The organism is Streptomyces sp. NPDC058812 (assembly GCF_042744565.1).
Classification (GTDB): domain Bacteria; phylum Actinomycetota; class Actinomycetes; order Streptomycetales; family Streptomycetaceae; genus Streptomyces; species Streptomyces thinghirensis.
In genome coordinates this window covers 585386-604300 of record NZ_JBHYOB010000001.1, presented here as the reverse complement: position 1 = coordinate 604300, position 18915 = coordinate 585386, and the positions used below count along the sequence as shown (strand labels likewise).

Annotated in this window: 16 protein-coding genes; 8 read left to right on the top strand and 8 right to left on the bottom strand. The window is 72.8% G+C overall.

Going from position 1 to position 18915, the window contains the following annotated elements:
- Nucleotides 1-45: 45 nt before the first annotated feature.
- Entirely contained in the window at nucleotides 46-417 is a 372-nt protein-coding gene (locus tag ACFW48_RS02770) for a hypothetical protein (RefSeq protein ID WP_386309787.1), read from the bottom strand.
- Nucleotides 418-507: 90 nt separating this feature from the next.
- Between ACFW48_RS02770 and ACFW48_RS02765 the strand changes: the two genes are divergently transcribed.
- The 4 genes from ACFW48_RS02765 (at nucleotide 508) to ACFW48_RS02750 (ending at nucleotide 7321) form a co-directional block, all read left to right on the top strand.
- On the top strand, nucleotides 508-1503 hold the full coding sequence (locus tag ACFW48_RS02765; protein ID WP_386309783.1) for an esterase-like activity of phytase family protein: 996 nt from the start codon (nucleotides 508-510) through the stop codon (nucleotides 1501-1503).
- 89 nt (nucleotides 1504-1592) lie between these two features.
- Complete coding sequence (locus ACFW48_RS02760; RefSeq protein WP_386309780.1) at nucleotides 1593-5324, top strand: ABC transporter ATP-binding protein; 3732 nt, start codon at nucleotides 1593-1595, stop codon at nucleotides 5322-5324.
- An 85-nt stretch (nucleotides 5325-5409) separates the two neighbouring features.
- Nucleotides 5410-5802, top strand: coding sequence for a hypothetical protein (locus tag ACFW48_RS02755; protein WP_386309777.1), 393 nt, complete (start codon nucleotides 5410-5412; stop codon nucleotides 5800-5802).
- A gap of 94 nt (nucleotides 5803-5896) precedes the next feature.
- On the top strand, nucleotides 5897-7321 hold the full coding sequence (locus ACFW48_RS02750) for a S28 family serine protease (protein WP_386309774.1): 1425 nt from the start codon (nucleotides 5897-5899) through the stop codon (nucleotides 7319-7321).
- A 49-nt stretch (nucleotides 7322-7370) separates the two neighbouring features.
- On the opposite strand, the gene ACFW48_RS02745 is transcribed toward ACFW48_RS02750, so the two are convergent.
- The 4 genes from ACFW48_RS02745 to ACFW48_RS02730 form a co-directional block, all read right to left on the bottom strand.
- The gene (locus tag ACFW48_RS02745) at nucleotides 7371-8045 is read right to left on the bottom strand and encodes a hypothetical protein (protein ID WP_386309771.1); all 675 of its coding nucleotides are present in this window, start codon (nucleotides 8043-8045) and stop codon (nucleotides 7371-7373) included.
- A 123-nt stretch (nucleotides 8046-8168) separates the two neighbouring features.
- Nucleotides 8169-10016, bottom strand: coding sequence for a glycoside hydrolase family 3 protein (locus tag ACFW48_RS02740; protein ID WP_386309769.1), 1848 nt, complete (start codon nucleotides 10014-10016; stop codon nucleotides 8169-8171).
- Nucleotides 10017-10518: 502 nt separating this feature from the next.
- Nucleotides 10519-10995, bottom strand: coding sequence for a hypothetical protein (locus ACFW48_RS02735; protein WP_386309766.1), 477 nt, complete (start codon nucleotides 10993-10995; stop codon nucleotides 10519-10521).
- A 146-nt stretch (nucleotides 10996-11141) separates the two neighbouring features.
- The gene (locus ACFW48_RS02730; RefSeq protein WP_386309763.1) at nucleotides 11142-12074 is read right to left on the bottom strand and encodes a LysR family transcriptional regulator; all 933 of its coding nucleotides are present in this window, start codon (nucleotides 12072-12074) and stop codon (nucleotides 11142-11144) included.
- A gap of 119 nt (nucleotides 12075-12193) precedes the next feature.
- On the opposite strand from ACFW48_RS02730, the gene ACFW48_RS02725 reads away from it, so the two are divergent.
- Nucleotides 12194-13138, top strand: coding sequence for an EamA family transporter (locus ACFW48_RS02725; RefSeq protein WP_386309760.1), 945 nt, complete (start codon nucleotides 12194-12196; stop codon nucleotides 13136-13138).
- Nucleotides 13135-13776: a GNAT family N-acetyltransferase gene (locus ACFW48_RS02720; protein ID WP_386309756.1), complete on the top strand. Its 642-nt coding sequence runs from the start codon at nucleotides 13135-13137 to the stop codon at nucleotides 13774-13776. Before ACFW48_RS02725 ends, ACFW48_RS02720 begins: the two co-directional genes overlap by 4 nt.
- Here ACFW48_RS02720 and ACFW48_RS02715 read toward each other — a convergent pair.
- The 3 genes from ACFW48_RS02715 to ACFW48_RS02705 form a co-directional block, all read right to left on the bottom strand.
- Nucleotides 13760-14557, bottom strand: a complete 798-nt coding sequence (locus ACFW48_RS02715) for a sugar phosphate isomerase/epimerase family protein (protein ID WP_386309753.1) — start codon at nucleotides 14555-14557, stop codon at nucleotides 13760-13762. The genes ACFW48_RS02720 and ACFW48_RS02715 overlap by 17 nt on opposite strands.
- Before the next feature lie 43 nt (nucleotides 14558-14600).
- Nucleotides 14601-15197, bottom strand: a complete 597-nt coding sequence (locus tag ACFW48_RS02710; RefSeq protein ID WP_386309750.1) for a dihydrofolate reductase family protein — start codon at nucleotides 15195-15197, stop codon at nucleotides 14601-14603.
- A gap of 116 nt (nucleotides 15198-15313) precedes the next feature.
- Nucleotides 15314-16360 (bottom strand): LacI family DNA-binding transcriptional regulator, encoded by a 1047-nt coding sequence (locus ACFW48_RS02705; RefSeq protein ID WP_386309747.1) that lies wholly within the window; start codon nucleotides 16358-16360, stop codon nucleotides 15314-15316.
- A 212-nt stretch (nucleotides 16361-16572) separates the two neighbouring features.
- Between ACFW48_RS02705 and ACFW48_RS02700 the strand changes: the two genes are divergently transcribed.
- Together ACFW48_RS02700 and ACFW48_RS02695 are read left to right on the top strand one after the other, a co-directional pair.
- A complete protein-coding gene (locus ACFW48_RS02700; RefSeq protein WP_386309744.1) occupies nucleotides 16573-17724 on the top strand; it encodes a Gfo/Idh/MocA family protein in 1152 nt (383 codons plus the stop codon).
- The gene (locus ACFW48_RS02695; protein WP_386309741.1) at nucleotides 17721-18872 is read left to right on the top strand and encodes a dihydrodipicolinate synthase family protein; all 1152 of its coding nucleotides are present in this window, start codon (nucleotides 17721-17723) and stop codon (nucleotides 18870-18872) included. The genes ACFW48_RS02700 and ACFW48_RS02695 overlap by 4 nt, the downstream gene beginning before the upstream one ends.
- Nucleotides 18873-18915: the final 43 nt, after the last annotated feature.

Here is an 18915-nt window from a genome sequence, read left to right as displayed (position 1 = left end):
GCGTCGCGGAGAGCCGGGGCATGCGGTTGCGCTGAAGGCGAGCCGTCACTCGACCAGTTCGGGAAAGGCCTCCTTGAAGTCGGCGAGCTGAGCGCGATAACCGGCGTTGAATTCGGCCAGTCCGTGCACGCCGAGGTTCTTCTCGAAGGCGACGCTCTGCCTGGGCACCAGGGCGGGTATCGCGCGGAACACTTCGCCCGCCGCCTTAGCGTGCCGGCCCTTCTGGACGGTGGCCACCAGGTCCTTGAAGAGGTCCAGCTCCAGGGCCCGGATGCGTTCGCTCGGACTGTCCTGGCCTTTGAGTTCCTCATCGGCGACCGGTTTGGCCCCAGAGGGCTTGGTGAGGAACTTCAGTACCCGCATCGTCGCGTACAGCCGACCGGCCAGTTTGTGGCCGCTCTCGTTCTGGTCTGGCATGGCTCATTACTTGCCATCGGTACCGCGCCGAACCCTGTCCTTCGGAAAGCGGTCAACTCTTGGCCATTCCTCCGACCTAGGGTTTCGGCCATGCGCCCGAGAATGCTCCGCACCTCCCTCGCCACCCTCACCACGAGCCTCGCGGCGGCCGGCTGTCTCATCGCCGCCGGACCGGCCGTCGCACAGGAACGTCCGCAGAGGAACGCCTGCTCGCCCGCCGTGTCCCTCACCGGCTACTCCGACGCCCTCGACAAGACCACCCACGACGGCACCTACGTCGGCAACCTCTCCGCACTCGCCCGCGACGGGCGGGGCACGGTCGCCGCTCTCTCCGACCGGTCCGCCCTCTTCCGGCTGGACGCCCGCTCCCTCCAGCCACGGGACGTGATCCCGCTCGCCGACGAGAACGGCGCCGCCCTCGACGCCGAGGGACTGGTCGCCGACGGGGACGGCACCTACCTCGTCTCCTCCGAGACCGAGCCGTCCGTCCGCCGCTACTCCCGTACCGGCGAGATCCTCGGCCGTCTGCCCGTGCCGGACGCCCTGCGCACCGCCCCGGAGGGCCGCGCCCGGGCCAACGGCAGCTTCGAGGGGCTGACCCTCCTGCCCGGCGGCCGGACCCTGATCGCGTCCATGGAGTACCCGCTCGCCGGCGACCCCGCCGACCTCGTGCGCTTCCAGAGCTGGCGGCGGACCGGGCACGGCGACTTCGGGCTCGGCACCCAGTACACGTACCGGACGGACGGCGGCCTCGGAGTCTCCGAGGTCACCGCGACCCCCTCCGGCCGCCTGCTCGTCCTGGAACGCGGCTTCACCTCCGGCGTCGGCAACACGGTCCGCCTGTACCTGACCGACCGGCCCCGCGGCGGAACCGCGCTCGACAAGACCCTCCTCGCCGACCTGGCCGACTGCCCCTCCCTCGGCGCCACCGCCAAGCAGCCGCAGCCCAATCCGCTCCTCGACAACTTCGAGGGGCTGACCGTCACCGGCCGGAGCAAGGGCCGCCTGGACGTCCTCCTCGTCAGCGACGACAACCAGAACGCCGTACAGACGACGCGCTTCCTGCGGCTCCGGGTCCGCGCCTGAATCGTCGCGGCGGGATGAAATCCCCGCTCGCCCGTGTTGGTGCCTTCCGGTAGATCAGGTGAGCAGGACGACCGACCGGAGGGCACGGCGTGGACGCGCAACGGGGATGGGCACGACGACTGGCGGGCTACGCCTGGCGCTATCCCAAGGACGTCGTCCTCGCTCTCGGCGCCTCTCTGGGCGGGATGGCCGTGATGGCCCTGGTCCCGTTGATCACCAAGGTGATCATCGACGACGTGATCGGCGACAAGACCAGGGACATGGCCGTCTGGGCCGGTCTGCTCATCGGCGCCGCCGTCGTCGTCTACGTCCTCACCTACATCCGCCGCTACTACGGCGGCCGGCTCGCCCTCGACGTCCAGCACGACCTGCGCACCGACATGTACGGGACGATCACCCGGCTCGACGGGCGGCGGCAGGACGAGCTGTCCACAGGGCAGGTCGTAGGGCGGGCCACCAGTGACCTCCAGCTGATCCAGAGCCTGCTGTTCATGCTCCCGATGACCATCGGGAACGTCCTGCTCTTCCTGCTCTCCCTGGTGATCATGGCGTGGCTGTCCCTGCCGCTCACGCTGGTCGCACTCGCCGTCGCCCCCGCGCTGTGGTTCATCGCCCGCCGCAGCCGCACCCGCCTGCACCCCGCCACCTGGTACGCCCAGGCCCAGGCCGCCGCCGTCGCCGGCGTGGTCGACGGGTCGGTGAGCGGCGTACGCGTGGTGAAGGGCTTCGGCCAGGAGGAGCAGGAGACCGGGAAGCTCAGGGAGGTCGGGCGCAGGCTCTTCGCCGGGCGGCTGCGGACGATCCGGCTGAACGCCACCTACACCCCCGCCCTCCAGGCCGTACCCGCCCTCGGCCAGGTCGCCATGCTCGCCCTCGGCGGCTGGCTGGCCGTACGCGGGAACATCACGCTCGGTACCTTCGTCGCCTTCTCCACCTACCTCGCCCAGCTCGTCGGCCCGGTCCGGATGCTCGCGATGGTCCTCACCGTCGGCCAGCAGGCCCGCGCCGGCACCGAACGCGTGCTGGAGCTGATCGACACCGAGCCCGCGATCGAGGACGGCACGAGGGACCTGCCCGCCGACGCGCCCGCGACCGTCGAGTTCGACGACGTCGCGTTCGGCTACGACTCGGCCTCGGGAAAGAGCCGCCCCGTCCTCGACGGTCTCTCCTTCGAGATCCGCTCCGGCGAGACTCTCGCCGTCGTCGGCTCCTCCGGCTCCGGAAAGTCCACGGTCTCCCTGCTCCTGCCGCGCTTCTACGACGTGACGCGCGGTGCCGTCCTCATCGGCGGCCACGACGTGCGCGAGCTGACCCTCGACTCGCTGCGGGCCGCCATCGGGCTCGTGCCCGAGGACTCCTTCCTCTTCTCGGACACCGTGCGCGCCAACATCGCGTACGGCCGTCCGGACGCCACCGACGAGGAGATCGAGGCCGCGGCCCGGGCCGCGCAGGCCCACCGGTTCATCACCGAGCTGCCCGACGGCTACGACACCACCGTCGGCGAGCACGGTCTGACCCTCTCCGGCGGCCAGCGCCAGCGGGTGGCCCTCGCCCGCGCGATCCTCACCGACCCCCGGCTGCTGGTCCTCGACGACGCCACGTCCGCCGTGGACGCCCGCGTCGAGCACGAGATCCACGAGGCGCTGAAGGAGGTCATGCGGGGCCGTACCACGCTCCTCATCGCGCACCGCCGTTCCACCCTCGGCCTCGCCGACCGCATCGCCGTCCTCGACCGCGGCCGCCTCGCCGACCTCGGCACCCACGAGGAGCTCCAGGAGCGTTCCGCCCTCTACCGGCGCCTGCTGACCGACCCCGACGAGCTGGGCGGGGTGTCACCGGGACACGCCCGGCCCGCCGCACCCGCCGAGGACACCTCCGTACGGGACGAGCTGGACGCCGAGTTCGACGCCGAGCGCGGGGTCACGCCACGGCTGTGGACCGGCGACCGCGTGCCGAAGGACACCGCACTCGCCGGCACCCCGGCCACCCCGGAGCTGCTCGCCCAGGTCGACGCGCTGCCCCCGGCCGACGGGACCCCGGACGTCGACGAGGCGCGGGCCGTGGCGCCGGAGGAGTCGTACGGCCTGCGCCGCCTGCTGCGGGGCTTCCGCGCGCCACTGCTGATCAGCCTCGCCCTGGTCGCCGTGGACGCCGGCATGGGCCTGCTGCTGCCGGTCCTGATCCGGCACGGCATCGACGAGGGCGTCACGCAGGCCGCCCTTGGGGCGGTCTGGGCGGCCTCGCTGCTGGGGCTGCTCGCGGTGATCGCCCAGTGGACCGCGCAGACCGGTGAGATCCGCATGACCGGCCGGACGGGAGAGCGGATCCTGTACTCACTCCGGCTGAAGATCTTCGCCCAGCTCCAGCGGCTCGGCCTCGACTACTACGAGCGCGAGCTGACCGGCCGGATCATGACGCGGATGACGACGGACGTGGACGCGCTGTCGACGTTCCTGCAGACGGGGCTCGTCACCGCCTTCGTCTCGGTCGTCACCTTCTTCGGCATCCTGGTCGCCCTGCTGGTGATCGACGTGCAGCTCGCGCTCGTCGTCTTCGCGACCCTGCCGCCACTGATCATCGCCACCTACTTCTTCCGCAGGGCCAGCGTGAAGGCGTACGAACTGGCCCGGGAGCGGGTCTCCTCGGTCAACGCCGACCTCCAGGAGTCGGTGGCCGGGCTGCGGATCGTCCAGGCCTTCGGGCGCGAGCACGACGGCGGGCGGCGGTTCGCCGAGCGCAGCGACGGCTACCGGCAGGCCCGCATCCGGGGGCAGTGGCTGATCTCGATCTACTTCCCGTTCGTACAGCTGCTGTCCTCGGCCGCCGCCGCGGCCGTGCTGGTCGTCGGCGGCGGGCGGATCGACGAGGCGACGCTGACGACCGGCGCGCTGGTGGCGTACCTGCTCTACATCGACCTGTTCTTCGCGCCCGTCCAGCAGCTCTCCCAGGTCTTCGACGGCTACCAGCAGGCGTCCGTCTCCCTCGGCCGCATCCAGGAACTGCTGCGGGAGCCGACCTCGACCAAGGCCCCCGAGAAGCCGCTCGACGTGGGGTCCCTGCGCGGCGAGATCACGTTCGAGGACGTGCACTTCAAGTACGGGGACGACGAAGAAGCCCTCACCGGCATCGACCTGCGCATCCCCGCCGGGCAGACCGTCGCCTTCGTCGGTGAGACCGGCGCGGGCAAGTCGACGCTGGTCAAGCTGGTGGCCCGGTTCTACGACCCGACGGGCGGGCGGGTGACCGTCGACGGGCAGGACCTGCGCGACCTCGACCTCACCTCCTACCGGCACCGGCTGGGCGTCGTCCCGCAGGAGGCGTACCTCTTCCCCGGTACCGTCCGGGACGCCATCGCCTACGGCCGTCCGGACGCCGGCGACGCCGAGGTGGAGGCGGCGGCGCGGGCGGTCGGCGCCCACGAGATGATCGCCACGCTGGAGGGCGGTTACCTCCACGAGGTCGCCGAGCGGGGCCGCAACCTCTCCGCCGGGCAGCGGCAGCTCATCGCGCTCGCCCGCGCCGAGCTGGTCAACCCCGACGTACTGCTCCTCGACGAGGCGACGGCGGCCCTGGACCTGGCCACCGAGGCGCAGGTCAACCAGGCCACCGACCGCATCGCGGGCCGCCGTACGACGCTGGTCGTCGCGCACCGGCTGACCACGGCCGCCCGCGCGGACCGCGTCGTCGTCATGGACGACGGCCGGGTCGCCGAGGACGGCACGCACGACGAGCTGCTGGCGCTCGACGGACGGTACGCGCGACTGTGGCGGAGCTTCGTCGGGGCGGCCGAACCGGAGGAGCCGGTCGGCGCGCTGCGGTGACACTCGCGCAACCATTCGACACACGTCGTGCGTCCGTACAGCCGTACGTCGGTGCCGCCGCACGGCGGAGAGGGAGGGGACCGCAGTGGGCAAGGGTGGTGCTGGAACACGCCGGCGGCTGGCGCGCGGCACGGCCGTGCTGACCGCGGCCGGGCTGCTCGCCGTCGCGGTGCCGCAGGACGCGCAGGCCGCCGCGGCGTGCCCGGGCCGCAAGGTCCGCACGCTGCCGTTCTCCACCGGGTCCGTCCTGGTCTACAAGCGCGGCGGCTACGTCTGTGCCGTCACCGTCCCGAAGAAGCCCGGCACCAAGCGGCAGATGTCCGTCAGCGTGCAGGCGCGCGGCGGCCGGCCGGTCGTGGACTCGGGGCGGTACGCCTACCGGGCGGGGCCGGTGACCGTGCACGCCGGGAAGCGCTGCGTGTGGGTGAAGGGCAAGGTGTCCCGGGGCTCGGTCAGCTCCGGCTGGATCCTCTGCTGAGCCGGCTCCCGGCGGCCAATCCTCGATCTCCCCTGGTGTGCGGGTGACTTGCTCCGATAGCTTCCGGCGCACATCTGTTTCACAGGGAGGGTGCATGCGCAAGGCGCTCAGATGGCTGCTGGCGCTCGTGGTGCTCATAGGCACCGTCAGCACGGCGGGCGCGGCCACCGCCGCCGAGCCGAAGGCCGTCGACATCAAGGACCGGCTGCTGTCCATACCGGGCATGAGCCTGATCGAGGAGAAGCCGTACACCGGCTACCGCTTCTTCGTCCTCAACTACACCCAGCCGGTCGACCACCGGCGCCCGTCCAAGGGCACGTTCCAGCAGCGGATCACCGTGCTGCACAAGGACACGGCCCGCCCGACGGTCTTCTACACCGGCGGCTACAGCGTCTCCACGAACCCCAGCCGCCGCGAGCCGACCCAGATCGTGGACGGCAACCAGGTCTCCATGGAGTACCGCTACTTCACGCCGTCCCGGCCCGAGCCGGCCGACTGGTCCAAGCTGGACATCTGGCAGGCGGCCAGCGACCAGCACCGCATCTTCAAGGCACTCAAGCCGCTCTACTCCGAGAACTGGATCTCCACCGGCGGCTCCAAGGGCGGCATGACCGCCACCTACTACGAGCGCTTCTACCCGCGCGACATGGACGGTGTCGTCGCCTACGTCGCCCCCAACGACGTGGTGAACCGCGAGGACAAGGCCTACGACCGCTTCTTCGCACACGTCGGCACCGAGGAGTGCCGCGACCGGCTGAACGGCGTGCAGCGCGAGGCACTGGTACGCCGGGCACCGCTCAAGGAGCGGTACGAGGCGTACGCGGGCGAGAACGGCTACACCTTCGACACCATCGGCAGCCTGGACCGCGCGTACGAGGCAGTCGTCCTCGACTACGTGTGGGGCTTCTGGCAGTACAGCACCCTGAAGGACTGCGCCGACATCCCGGCCGACGCGAAGAACGCGACGGACGACGAGATCTGGAACTCCGTCAACACGATCTCCGGCTTCTCCTTCTACACGGACCAGGGCCTCGCCCCGTACAGGCCGTACTACTACCAGGCGGGCACGCAGCTGGGCGCGCCGACGATCCACTTCCCGCACATCGAGAAGAAGTACATCCGCTACGGCTACCAGCCGCCGCGCAACTTCGTGCCCCGGTCGATCCCGATGAGGTTCGAGCCGTGGGTGATGCGGGACGTCGACCGCTGGGTGCGGCACAACGCCGACCAGATGCTGTTCGTGTACGGCGAGAACGACCCGTGGGGCGCCGAGCCCTTCCGTCTCGGGCGCGGCGCGCACGACTCCTATGTCCTCACCGCGCCCGGCATGAACCACGGCGCCAACGTCGCCGGCCTGGTGCCCGAGGAGAAGGCCCTCGCCACGGCCCGCATCCTCGACTGGGCGGGCGTCGCCTCCGCCGAGGTCCGGGAGAACCCGTCGGCGGCCGAGCCGCTGGCGACGTTCGACGCCAAGCTGGACAAGCGGGACGTGCAGCGCGAACCGGCGCTGCGCCCGTAGGACGGTGACCGCGCCCGGCCGCCGCTGAGACGCTCCGACGCACGGACTCTCACAGCGGCCGGGCGCAGCCCACCGGCCGTTCGCCGCCGAGGCGGACGTAGAGGCCGGTCGAGGCCGGGCAGTCCGTCCGGACGGTGACCGCCTCGACCACCTTGAACTGCGGTTTCCTCTTGCCCTTGCCGTCGCACGCGGTCTCGCGGACCTTGCCGCCCCCGGCGTCGTAGACGCAGTCGCCGACGATGGTGCGCGGGCCGCCCCCGCCGCCCGGATCGCCGGGGTGCGGCGGCCGGAGCCCCCGCATGCAGGCGTAGCCCCGTGACACGGCCCCGTCGCCGTCCTCGTCGGCCGAGGGGCGCTGCTCGCTGATGTGCAGGACGAAGTCGGTGGTGGCGGGGCACGGCGGCCCGTCGCCCGCACGGCCGTCCTCCCGGGCCACGACCCGCGCCGCCGCCCGCTCGCTGTCGCACGGCACCTCGGTGAACGAGACCGTCCCGAAGGAGCTGCACTCGTCGATCGCGAGGAACACCGCCCCGTGCCCGGAGGGCCGTACGACGGCCGGGGCCGAGCCCGACACGGTCCCCCCGCCGAGCCGCCCGTCCCCGCTCGCGCCCTTGCCGCCGCTCTCCCCGCCTGCCAGACCTGACGGGCTCTGGCAGCCCGTCAGCAGCACGGCGCACAGCGCCGTCAGGGCGCAGAGCGCCCCCGCAGCCCATCTCTCACGCATCGCCATCCCCCGGATCCCCGGTCCAGCGTGACCCGCCGCAGCGGGCGCACGCCAGACGCGCGGGGTGCTTTGCGCAGGGCGGCCGGGGGCGCCCCCGGCGCGTGGCGTAGGCCGCGCTACGTCCTACGACCGGTAGGACAGCCCGTGCCCGAGGGGGTACAGCACCTTGGTCGGATCGTCCGCCCGCACCACCGGCACCGGCAGCTTGCCGCGCGGCCGTACCCGCCCCGCGATCACCCGGGCCGCCGCCCGTACCTCGACGTCGGTCCAGGAGTACGCGGCGAGGTAGGCGCGGACGTCCGGGAGCCGGGCCACGTCGTACGGGTTGCGGATGGCGACCGCGACGACCGGCTTCCCCGTCTCCAGCAGCCGTGCGACCAGCGTGCGCTGGCTGCTGGCCGCGGTGACGTTGTACGTGGCGACCACCACCGCGTCGGCGTCCCCGGCCGCCGCGACCGCGCGGTCGATGACGGCGGCGGACGGCGCGGTGCCCGTGGACAGGGCGGTGGCCGTGAAGCCCAGCTCCGTCAGCTCGCCCGCGAGAACGCCGGTGGGCGGCCCGGTCGTGCCCGAGGGGGAGGCGGGGTCGGCGCCCACGACGAGCACCTTCGGGTGTTCCCCGCGCGACAGGGGCAGCAGCCGCCCCTCGTTGACGAGCAGCGTGGTGGTCCGCTCGGCGATCCGGTCGGCCGCGGCCAGGTGCCCCCGGGTGCCGACGGTGCGGTCGACGTCCCGCCGGCTGGTGTAGGCGTCCCGGAACAGTCCCAGCTTCGCCTTCAGCCGCAGCACCCGCAGGATCGATTCGTCGAGCCGCGCTTCGGTCAGTTCACCGTCGCGTACGGCCGTCAGGACCGCGTTCCAGGCGAGGTCCAGGTGCGGCGGGTTGAGCAGCTGGTCGACGCCGGCCTTCAGCGCCAGCACCGGCACCCGTTCGTCGCCGTACTTGGTCCGTACGCCCTCCATGCCGAGGGAGTCGGTGACCACGACCCCGTCGTAGCCCAGCTCCTCGCGCAGGATGCCGGTGAGGATGGGGCGGGAGAGGGTGGCCGGGTCGCCGGAGTCGTCGAGCGCCGGGACCACGAGGTGGGCGGTCATGATCGCGTCGATGCCGGCGTCGATGGCCGCGCGGAAGGGCGGGGCGTCCAGCTCCGCCCACTGCTCGCGGCTGTGCGTGATCACCGGGAGGCCGGTGTGGCTGTCGGTGGCGGTGTCGCCGTGCCCGGGGAAGTGCTTGGCGCACGCGGCGACACCGGACCGCTGATACCCCGTCACCTCGGCGGCCACCAGCTCCGCCACCGCCTGCGGATCGGCGCCGAAGGACCGTACGCCGATCACGGGGTTGGCGGGGTTGACGTTCACGTCGGCGACGGGGGAGTAGTCCTGGCGGATGCCCATCGCGTGCAGTTCGGCGCCCGCGATCCGCCCGAGGGTGCGGGCGTCGGAGCGTGATCCGCCCGCCCCGACGGCCATCGCGCCCGGGAAGAGGGTCGCCGGCTCGCCCACGCGGGCCACTATCCCGTACTCCTGGTCGGTGGAGACGAGCACCGGAAGGCCGCGCGGCAGTTCGAGCGACGCCTTCTGGATGCCGTTGGACAGGTCGGCGATCTGGTGCGGGTCGCGGGTGTTGTGCGCCCAGGCGAAGTAGATGACGCCGCCGACCCGGTACTTGGCGACCAGTTCGGCCGCGGTGCGGACGCCGATCTCCTTGAGGTTGGCGTCGATGTCGGCCTGGTCGGGGTCCGTGGCGGAGTGGCCGTAGACCCGCATGACGAAGAGCTGGCCGACCTTCTCCTCCAGCGTCATGCGGGAGATGAGGGCCCGGAGCTTGTCGTCGTCGGGCCTGCGGGCATCGGCGTACGCGGTGCCGCCGCCGGCCGCCAGGGTCGCGGTGACGACCGCGGTGGCGGAGAGGACGGTACGTCTGGAGGGGTGTGCGGTGCTTCCCGTGCCGGCCGTGCTGCTGTGGTGCACGTGCGCTCCTTCCGGAGTGATCCGCTGGGGAATCGCTGGAGAGGTGCTGAAGGAAACTTCCAAGGAGTCACCAATATCCGGGAAGTTTCTGCCAGTCAAGGGAGCGCACAGGAGTCACCCGAAGCCGCGGAGAGCGAGCCGGAGGGGGCCGCCGTCGGCGTCAGGGAGGGGCGCGCCGACGGCGGCGCGCTGCCGGCCGCGGTACGGCGGAGAGGGTGGTCAGCGATCGCAGCCAGCAGCGAGGCCGACACCGCACCGCGCAGACTCGTCCGGCAGCGTGCGGATTGGACGACGCGGGTCGGGGAGGGGTTCCCGGTCGGGCCGGTTTTCCCAAGTCGGTGCGCGCGGGGCCCGTGGGGCGGGAGGCGGGTCGAGCCGGGGCGAGGCGCGGAGAGCACCGATGGACGACGAACGCCCACGCCCGAGCCACCCGGCGGAACCACCGACCCGCACGGACGCCCCGACACCGCGCCTCCGCCTCCGGCCCCGGCCCCGACACCGCCTACGGCACTGGCGCCGCCTCCGGCCCCGACACCGCCTCCGGCCCGGTCTCGGCCTCCGGCACCGGCATTGGCGCCGTCTCCGCCCCGGTCTCCGGCACCGTCTCGGCCTCCGGCACCGGCACCGGCACTGGCGCCGCCTCGGCCACCGCCTCCGCCTGGACCTCCGCATCGGTCGCCGTCTCCGCCTCCGGCTCCGGCCCCGACACCGCCTCTGGCACTGGCGCCGCCTCCGTCCCGGTCTCGGCCTCCGGCACTGGCACGGGCGCCGTCTCCGCCCCGGTCTCCGGCCCCGGCCCCGGTGCCGACACCGGCGCTGGCGCCGTCTCCGCCCCGGTCTCCGGCACCGTCTCGGCCTCCGGCACCGGCACCGGCACCGGCACTGGCGCCGCCTCCGCCTCCGTCTCCGCCTGGGCCTCCGCCTCGGTCGCCGTCTCCGCCTCCGGCCCCGGCCCCGGCCCCGACACCGCCTCTGGCACGGGCGCCTCTCCGCCCCGGTCTCCGGCACCGTCTCGGCCTCCGGCACCGTCTCGGCCTCCGGCACCGGCACCGGCACTGGCGCCGCCTCCGCCTCCGTCTCCGCCTGGGCCTCCGCCTCCGGCACCGGCGCCTCCTCCGCCTCCCGTCAGTCGGCTCGTGCGGGCGAGACGGTGTGGGTCGAGGCGTCCGGCCAGTGGGCGCGTAGCGTGCGTACCGTCTCCGCGATCGCCGGACGGCGAGCCGCGCCCGCGCGCCACAGTGCGTACAACCGCCGTACGGGCGTCGGGACGAGCGGCACCTCCACCACCCCGGCGGGCAGCGGGCCGCGCCCCAGGCGGGGGATCAGGGCGATGCCCAGCCCGGCCGCGACCAGCGCGACGAGTGTCGGGTTCTCGTCGGCCTGGTGGACGATGTCCGGCTCGTGCCCCGCGCCCCGCAGGGTCCGCAGCAGCCAGTCGTGGCAGACCCGACCGGGCGGCTGGCAGATCCACCGCTCCCCACCCAGCTCCTCCCGCCGCACACCGGCCCGCCCCGCGAACCGGTGCCCCTCGGGCACGAGCAGATCGCACAGGTCCTCCCCGACGGACGCCTGCTCCACCCCGGCCGGGGCGGGCAGCGGCGCGATGTCCCAGTCGTGCGCCACGACCAGGTCGACGGCGCCCTTCGCCACCAGGTCCACGGACAGATGCGGGTCCACCTCGGTGAGCCGGGCGTCGAGAGCGGGATGCCGTGCCGCCAGGTCGGCCAGCACGGACGGCATCAGACCGCGCGCCGCCGACGCGAACGCGGCCACGGTCAGCCGCCCCGCCGGCACCCCGCGCCGCTCCTCCAGCCGGGTCTCCGCCCGCTCCACGACGGCCAGCAACTCGACCGCGGTGGCGGCCAGTTGCCAGGCCTCGTCGGTGAGCCGCACCCCGCGCCCCTCCCGCTCCAGGAGCACGGTCCTGGTCTCCCGCTCCAGCTTGGCGATCTGCTGGGACACGGCGGACGGTGTGAAGCCGAGCGCGGCGGCGGCCGCGCCGACGGTGCCGTGCACGGACACGGCGTGCAGGGCACGCAGACGCTGAAGATCGAGCACGAGGCAGCTCCCTGATGCGAGTCCCTGATGTCCCTGATGCGAACAGTTAGCAGTGCTTCATCCAACCATGCAGAAATCATCGCTGGTGCTTCATGGTCGATGGACGTGATCCTCGACGCATGCGACCTTCCCACCTGCTCCTCGCCGTGCTCGTCGCCGCCGTCTGGGGCGTGAACTTCACGGTCATCGAGATCGGCCTCGACCACTTCCCGCCGCTGCTCTTCTCCGCCCTGCGCTTCCTCGTGGCGGCGCTGCCCGCCGTCTTCTTCGTGGGCCGGCCGAAGGTGGCCTGGAAGTGGATCGTGGCCGTGGGACTGGTGCTGGGAGTCGCGAAGTTCGGGCTGGTCTTCGTGGGCATGGACACGGGCATGCCGGCCGGCCTGTCCTCCCTCGTCCTGCAGATCCAGGCGGTGTTCACGGCGGTGATCGCGGCGGCGGTACTGGGCGAACGCCCCACCGGCACAAGGGTGCTGGGCATGGTGGTGGCGCTGGCCGGCATAGGCGTGGCGGCCCTCGACGAGGGCGCCTCCGGACCGCTGGGCGCTTTCGTGCTGGTCGTCGGGGCGGCGGCCGCGTGGGGCCTGTCCAACGTCCTGACCCGCAAGGCCTCCCCGCCCGACGCGCTGAACTTCATGGTGTGGGTGTCCACCGTCCCGGTGCTCCCGCTGCTGGCCCTCTCCCTCGTGACGGAGGGCCCGTCCCAGGACCTCGCGGCCCTGCGGGGGCTCGACCGGCAGGGCGCCGGCACGATCCTCTTCGTCGCCTGGATCTCGACCGTCTTCGGCTTCGGTGCCTGGGGCTGGCTCCTGCACCGTCACCCCGCCTCCACGGTCGCGCCGTTCTCCCTCCTGGTCCCCGTCTTCGGCATGTCGTCGGCGGCGCTCTTCCTCGGCGAGTCGGTGACCCCGCTGCGGTGGTGCGCGGCGGCGCTGCTGGTGGGCGGGGTGGCACTGACGACGCTCACGCCCGCCCGGCGCGGCCGGGGCCCGCTGCCGGACGCGGCCGCGGCCCGCCCGAAACGCGTTGGACGGCCGACCGCGCGGGCGGAAGAATCCGTCCGGTGACATTCACCCTGAAGGGCCCGGCCCTCGAAGGCACGCTGGTACGACTGGAACCGCTGGGCCCGCACCACGCGGCAGACCTGGCCGTGGCCGCCGAGGAGGACCGCGGCACCTACGCGTTCACGTGGGTGCCCAGGGCCGACGAGGTCGGCGCCTACATCGACGCCCAGTTGGCCCGGGCGGCCACGGGGCGGCTGGCGCCCTACGCGCAGGTCTCCCTCGCCACCGGCCGGGCGGTCGGCGCCACTTCCTACTGGGAACCCCGCTCCTGGCTGACGGACGACGCCCTCGACGCGATCGAGGTCGGTTTCACCTGGCTGGCCCGGTCGGCACAGGGAACGGGCGTCAACGCCGAGGCCAAGCTGCTGCTGTTCCGCCACGCCTTCGAGGTCTGGCGGGTCTCCCGGGTCGACCTGAAGACCGACGCCCGCAACGCTCGGTCCCGCGCCGCGATCGAGTCGGCCGGCGCCCGCTTCGAGGGCGTGCTGCGCAACTGGTCCCGCTCCTGGGCGCCGGGTGAGGAGGGCCGGTTGCGCGACTCCGCGATCTACTCGATCACGGCGGCTCAGTGGCCGGAGTGCCGCGAGCGGCTGGAGCGCCGGGTGCGGCCCGCGGAGCCCACGCTCACGCCGCGTCGCTGAGCAGCCGGGCGAGGTGTTCACGCCCTGCGACCAGCAGCTCCGGCAACGGTGCGGCCGACTCGTACCACCGCTTCTCGTACTCCCAGCACAGCCAGCCGTCCCAGCCGTGGCGGGAGAGGACGTCCACCACCTCGGTGAGCGGCAGCACGCCGGCGCCGAGCGGCAGCGGGGTGGTGTCCTCGGCGGACGCGATGTCCTTGACCTGGACGTAGCCGAGGTGCGGGGCGAGGGCCAGGTAGCTCTCCGAGGGCTGCTCGCCGCCCAGCCAGGTGTGCATCACGTCCCACAGGGCACCGACCTGGCGGTGCCCGACCAGACCGAGGACGCGCATCGCGTCGGTGCCGGTGCGGTGCGAGTCGTGGGTCTCCAGGAGGATGCGTACGTCCAGTTCGGCGGCGTACTCGGCGGCCGTGCCCAGCCGCCGGGCCGCCGTCGCGTCGGCCTCCTCGGGGCTCTGGTCGGCGCCGCCGGGGAAGACCCGGATGTACGGGGCGCCCAGGTCGCGGGCCAGGTCGAGCAGGGCGCGGATCTCGGCGATCACGGCGGCGTCGTCACCCGGTGCGGCGACCCGCGGGTACCCCGCGAGGCTCAGCAGCTCCACGCCCGACTCCTTGAACCCGGCCGCCACCGCGGCCCGTTCGCCGGGGGCCAGGCCGGGGTGCACCGGTTCCTCCGGGTGGGCGCGCAACTCGACACCGTGGTAGCCGTGCGCGGTCGCGAGCCCCAGCACGTCGGTCAGGGGCAGGCCGGGGACACCGAGGGTGGAGAACGCCAGCTTCATGACCACGGAGCGTACCCGCACCTGCCGTCCGTACTCCTCCCCGTCAGTTGGGTGTCGCCGCCCGGTAGACGCACAGCTGCACGCCCTTGGGCGAGGTGGTCGTGGACACCGGCTCGAAGGCGTGCCGCGCACCGTCCGTGGGGAAGACCGACTTGCCGCCGCCCAGGATCACCGGCATCACCATGAGCCGCAGTTCGTCGACCAGCCCCTCGTGCACCAGCGTGCGGGCGAGCGAGGGGCTGCCCATGACCAGCAGCCCGCGGCCACTTCGCTCGCGCAGCTCGCGGATGCGGGCGACGGCCTCGTCCCCGGGGACGAGGGTGGTGTTGTTCCAGGTCAGGTCGGACTCGCCGAGGGTGCGGGAGACCACGTACTTCGGGAGGGCGTTGATCCGGTCCGCGAAGGGGTCCCCCGCCCGCTCGGGCCAGGCCCCCGCCATCGCCTGCCACGTACGCCGTCCGAACAGCAGCGCGTCATTGTCGGCGATGGCCGCGTCGAACGCCCCGCCGACCACCTCGTCGTCGAAGTACGCCTGCGTCCACCCACCGTGCGCGAAACCGCCGTCGGTGTCCTCCTGGGGACCGCCGGGGGCCTGCACGACGCCGTCGAGGCTGATGAACTCTGTGATGACGATACGCATGGGAGGCGCTCTCCTGGTTTCGTTACGGCACGACGCCGATACAGACCGATGCCGACCCGAAAACTAATCGCCGTGCCGCCATACCGGCGCGGGGCGCCGGGAGACCAACGGCACGCTCACTTCCGCGGCCCTCCGGAGGATCCCCGCACCATCAATTCCCCCCGCACCGTGGCGATCCCCCCGGGCGGCGCCTCCTCCCGCCCCATCGCGATGCGTCCCGCCCGCGCCCCCGCCTCCGCGAGCGGCAGCCGGACCGTCGTCAGCGCGGGTACCGCGTCGATGCTGAAGGGCAGGTCGTCGAAGCCGGCCACGGACACGTCGTCCGGGATGCGCAGCCCCGAGTCGCGCAGCGCCGCGCACGCGCCCAGCGCGACGGAGTCGTTCGCGGCGACGACGGCCGTCAGAGAGGGGTCCCTGCGCAGGAGTTCGAGCGTGGCCTCGTAGCCGGACTGCCGGTCGTAGCTGCCGTGGATGGCCCAGCGGGGGTCCTCCTCGATGCCGTGCGCGGCGAGCGCGGCGCGGTGGCCCTCCAGCCGGTGCCGGGTCGTGGTGCGCTCCTCCGGGCCCGCGATGTAGCCGAGCCGCCGGTGCCCGAGCCCGATCAGGTGGTCGGTCAGCTCCCGGCCGCCCCCGCGGTTGTCGAAGGTCAGTGCGATCGCCCCGGTGTCCGGCGCCGGCGGCCGCCCGCACAGCACCACCCGCGTGCCGGCCTCCGCCAGCTTGCGCAGCTTCGCCGCCACGGCCGCCTGGTGCGCCGCGTCCTCCATCGCCCCGCCGGTCAGCACGACGGCCGCCGCCCGCTGCCGCTGCAGCAGGGTGAGGTAGGTCAGTTCGCGCTCCGGGGAGCCGCCGGTGTTGCAGACCACGGCGAGTCTCTCGCCGCCCGCTCTGCCGCCCGGCCCGCCGATCTCGGACTGGATCGCGCCGGCCATGATGCCGAAGAAGGGGTCGGCGATGTCGTTGACCAGGATGCCCACCAGGTCGGACGTCGCCGCCGCCAGCGCGCTCGCGGGGCCGTTGAGCACGTAGTCCAGGTCGTCGACCGCCTTCAGCACCCGTTCCCGGGTGGAGGCGGCCACGGGATAGTTCCCGTTCAGCACGCGCGACACCGTCGCGGGGGAGACCTGGGCGCGGGCCGCCACGTCCGCCAGTGTCACCGTCATGTCCTCGTCCTCCGCATCGCGCGTGTGCCGAACGCCGTCGTCCCGTCCCAGGTGACCTTACGGCCACGGCCCGCCGCTGTTCGTCCCCTCGAACAACTCGCCCGTGCCCCGGTCTTGTCCAGACCACCGTCCACAGGCTAGCTTCGTATGGCATAGAAAGCGCTTGCTGTACCGCACTACCTCCACCTCACCGCCCGTACGAAGGGAACGACGTGACACGCAAGACGGTGCGAATCGCCATGAACGGTGTGACCGGGCGCATGGGCTACCGCCAGCACCTCGTCCGCTCCATCCTGGCCCTCCGCGAACAGGGCGGCCTCGACCTCGGCGACGGCACCGTGCTGTGGCCGGAACCGATCCTGGTCGGCCGCCGTGAGCACGCGCTGCGGACGCTCGCCGAACGGCACGGCCTGGAGCACGTCTCGACGGACGTGGACGCGGTCCTCGCCGACCCGTCCGTGGACATCTACTTCGACGCGCAGGTCACCTCCGCCCGCGAGGAGGCGATCAGGAAGGCGATCGCCGCGGGCAAGCACGTCTACACCGAGAAGCCCACCGCCACCGGCCTCGACGGCGCCCTGGAGCTGGCCCGCCTGGCGAACGCCGCCGGCATCAAGCACGGCGTCGTGCAGGACAAGCTCTTCCTCCCCGGCCTGCTCAAGCTCAAGCGCCTCATCGACGGCGGCTTCTTCGGCCGCGTCCTGTCCGTGCGCGGCGAGTTCGGCTACTGGGTCTTCGAGGGTGACTGGCAGGACGCCCAGCGGCCCTCCTGGAACTACCGCGCCGAGGACGGCGGCGGCATCGTCGTCGACATGTTCCCGCACTGGGAGTACGTCCTGCACGAGCTGTTCGGCCGCGTGAAGTCCGTCCAGGCCCTGGCCACCACCCACATCCCGCAGCGCTGGGACGAGAACGGCAAGCCCTACGACGCCACCGCCGACGACGCCGCCTACGGCGTCTTCGAACTCGACGGCGGCACGATCGCCCAGATCAACTCCTCCTGGGCGGTGCGCGTCAACCGCGACGAACTCGTCGAGTTCCAGGTCGACGGCACCGAGGGCTCCGCGGTCGCCGGACTGCGGAACTGCCGGGTCCAGCACCGCTCCGCCACCCCCAAGCCGGTCTGGAACCCGGACATCCCCGCCACCGAGGCCTTCCGCGACCAGTGGCAGGAGGTCCCGGACAACGGCGACTTCGACAACGGCTTCAAGGCCCAGTGGGAACTGTTCCTGCGCCACGTCTACGCCGACGCCCCCTACCACTGGGACCTGCTGGCCGGTGCCCGCGGCGTCCAGCTCGCCGAGCTGGGCCTGAAGTCCTCGGCCGAGGGCCGCCGCCTGGACGTACCGGAGATCGCGCTGTGACCCTCCACCTGCCGGGCGCGGACGGCACCCTGCGCGCCCACGAGCCGCGCACCGAGCCCCTGACGCTCTCCCCGGGAAGCGCTTTCTCCTCCCGTACGGTCTTCTCCGCCGCCCACGTCGTCGCCGACCCGTACGCCGACACCACCCCCGACTCGCCCGCCGCCGTCGACTGGGACGCCACCCTCGCCTTCCGCCGCCATCTGTGGTCCCACGGACTCGGCGTCGCCGAGGCCATGGACACCGCCCAGCGCGGCATGGGCCTGGACTGGGCCGGCGCCGCCGAGCTGATCCGCCGCTCCGCCGCCGAGGCGAAGGCGTGCGGCGGACGGATCGCCTGCGGCGTCGGCACCGACCAGATCACCGGCGGCACTCTCGCCGAGGTCCGGGCGGCCTACGAGGAACAGCTCGCCGTCGTCGAGGAGTCGGGCGCCCAGGCCATCCTGATGGCCTCCCGCGCCCTGGCCGCGTCGGCGCGGAGCCCCGAGGACTACCTGGAGGTCTACGGCCACCTGCTCCGACAGGCCGCCGAACCGGTGATCCTGCACTGGCTCGGGCCGATGTTCGACCCGGCCCTGGAGGGCTACTGGGGGTCGGAGGACCTCGACGCGGCCACCGACACCTTCCTGGACGTCATCGCCGCCCACCCCGACAAGGTCGACGGCATCAAGGTCTCCCTGCTGGACGCCCAGCGCGAGGTCGACCTGCGCCGCCGCCTCCCGCAGGGCGTTCGCTGCTACACCGGCGACGACTTCAACTACCCCGAACTGATCGCCGGCGACGACCAGGGCTTCAGCCACGCCCTGCTCGGCATCTTCGACCCGCTGGGCCCGCTGGCCGCCGAGGCGGTCCGCGTCCTCGACACCGGGAACACGGAAGGCTTCCGCGCCCTCCTCGACCCCACCGTCGAACTCTCCCGCCACCTCTTCCGGGCCCCCACCCGCTACTACAAGACGGGCGTGGTGTTCCTGGCCTGGCTGGCCGGCCACCAGAGCCACTTCACCATGGTGGGCGGCCTCCAGTCGGCCCGCTCCCTGCCCCACCTCGCGCGCGCCTACGAACTCGCCGACGGCCTCGGCCTGTTCCCGGACCCGAAACTGGCCGAGGAGCGCATGCGGAACCTGCTGAGCCTGTACGGAGTGAACCAGTGAGCGACACCGATCCCGGTCCCGGCCTGAGCCGCTTCAGCATCAA

What these genes read in the sequence shown, in the direction of transcription:
- ACFW48_RS02745 (WP_386309771.1), bottom strand. Translation starts at nt 8,045, where the DNA reads ATGCGTGAGAGATGGGCTGCGGGGGCGCTCTGCGCCCTGACGGCGCTG.
- ACFW48_RS02725 (WP_386309760.1), top strand. Translation starts at nt 12,194, where the DNA reads ATGCGACCTTCCCACCTGCTCCTCGCCGTGCTCGTCGCCGCCGTCTGG.
- ACFW48_RS02770 (WP_386309787.1), bottom strand. Translation starts at nt 417, where the DNA reads ATGCCAGACCAGAACGAGAGCGGCCACAAACTGGCCGGTCGGCTGTAC.
- ACFW48_RS02750 (WP_386309774.1), top strand. Translation starts at nt 5,897, where the DNA reads ATGCGCAAGGCGCTCAGATGGCTGCTGGCGCTCGTGGTGCTCATAGGC.
- ACFW48_RS02715 (WP_386309753.1), bottom strand. Translation starts at nt 14,557, where the DNA reads ATGAAGCTGGCGTTCTCCACCCTCGGTGTCCCCGGCCTGCCCCTGACC.
- ACFW48_RS02765 (WP_386309783.1), top strand. Translation starts at nt 508, where the DNA reads ATGCGCCCGAGAATGCTCCGCACCTCCCTCGCCACCCTCACCACGAGC.
- ACFW48_RS02705 (WP_386309747.1), bottom strand. Translation starts at nt 16,360, where the DNA reads ATGACGGTGACACTGGCGGACGTGGCGGCCCGCGCCCAGGTCTCCCCC.
- ACFW48_RS02710 (WP_386309750.1), bottom strand. Translation starts at nt 15,197, where the DNA reads ATGCGTATCGTCATCACAGAGTTCATCAGCCTCGACGGCGTCGTGCAG.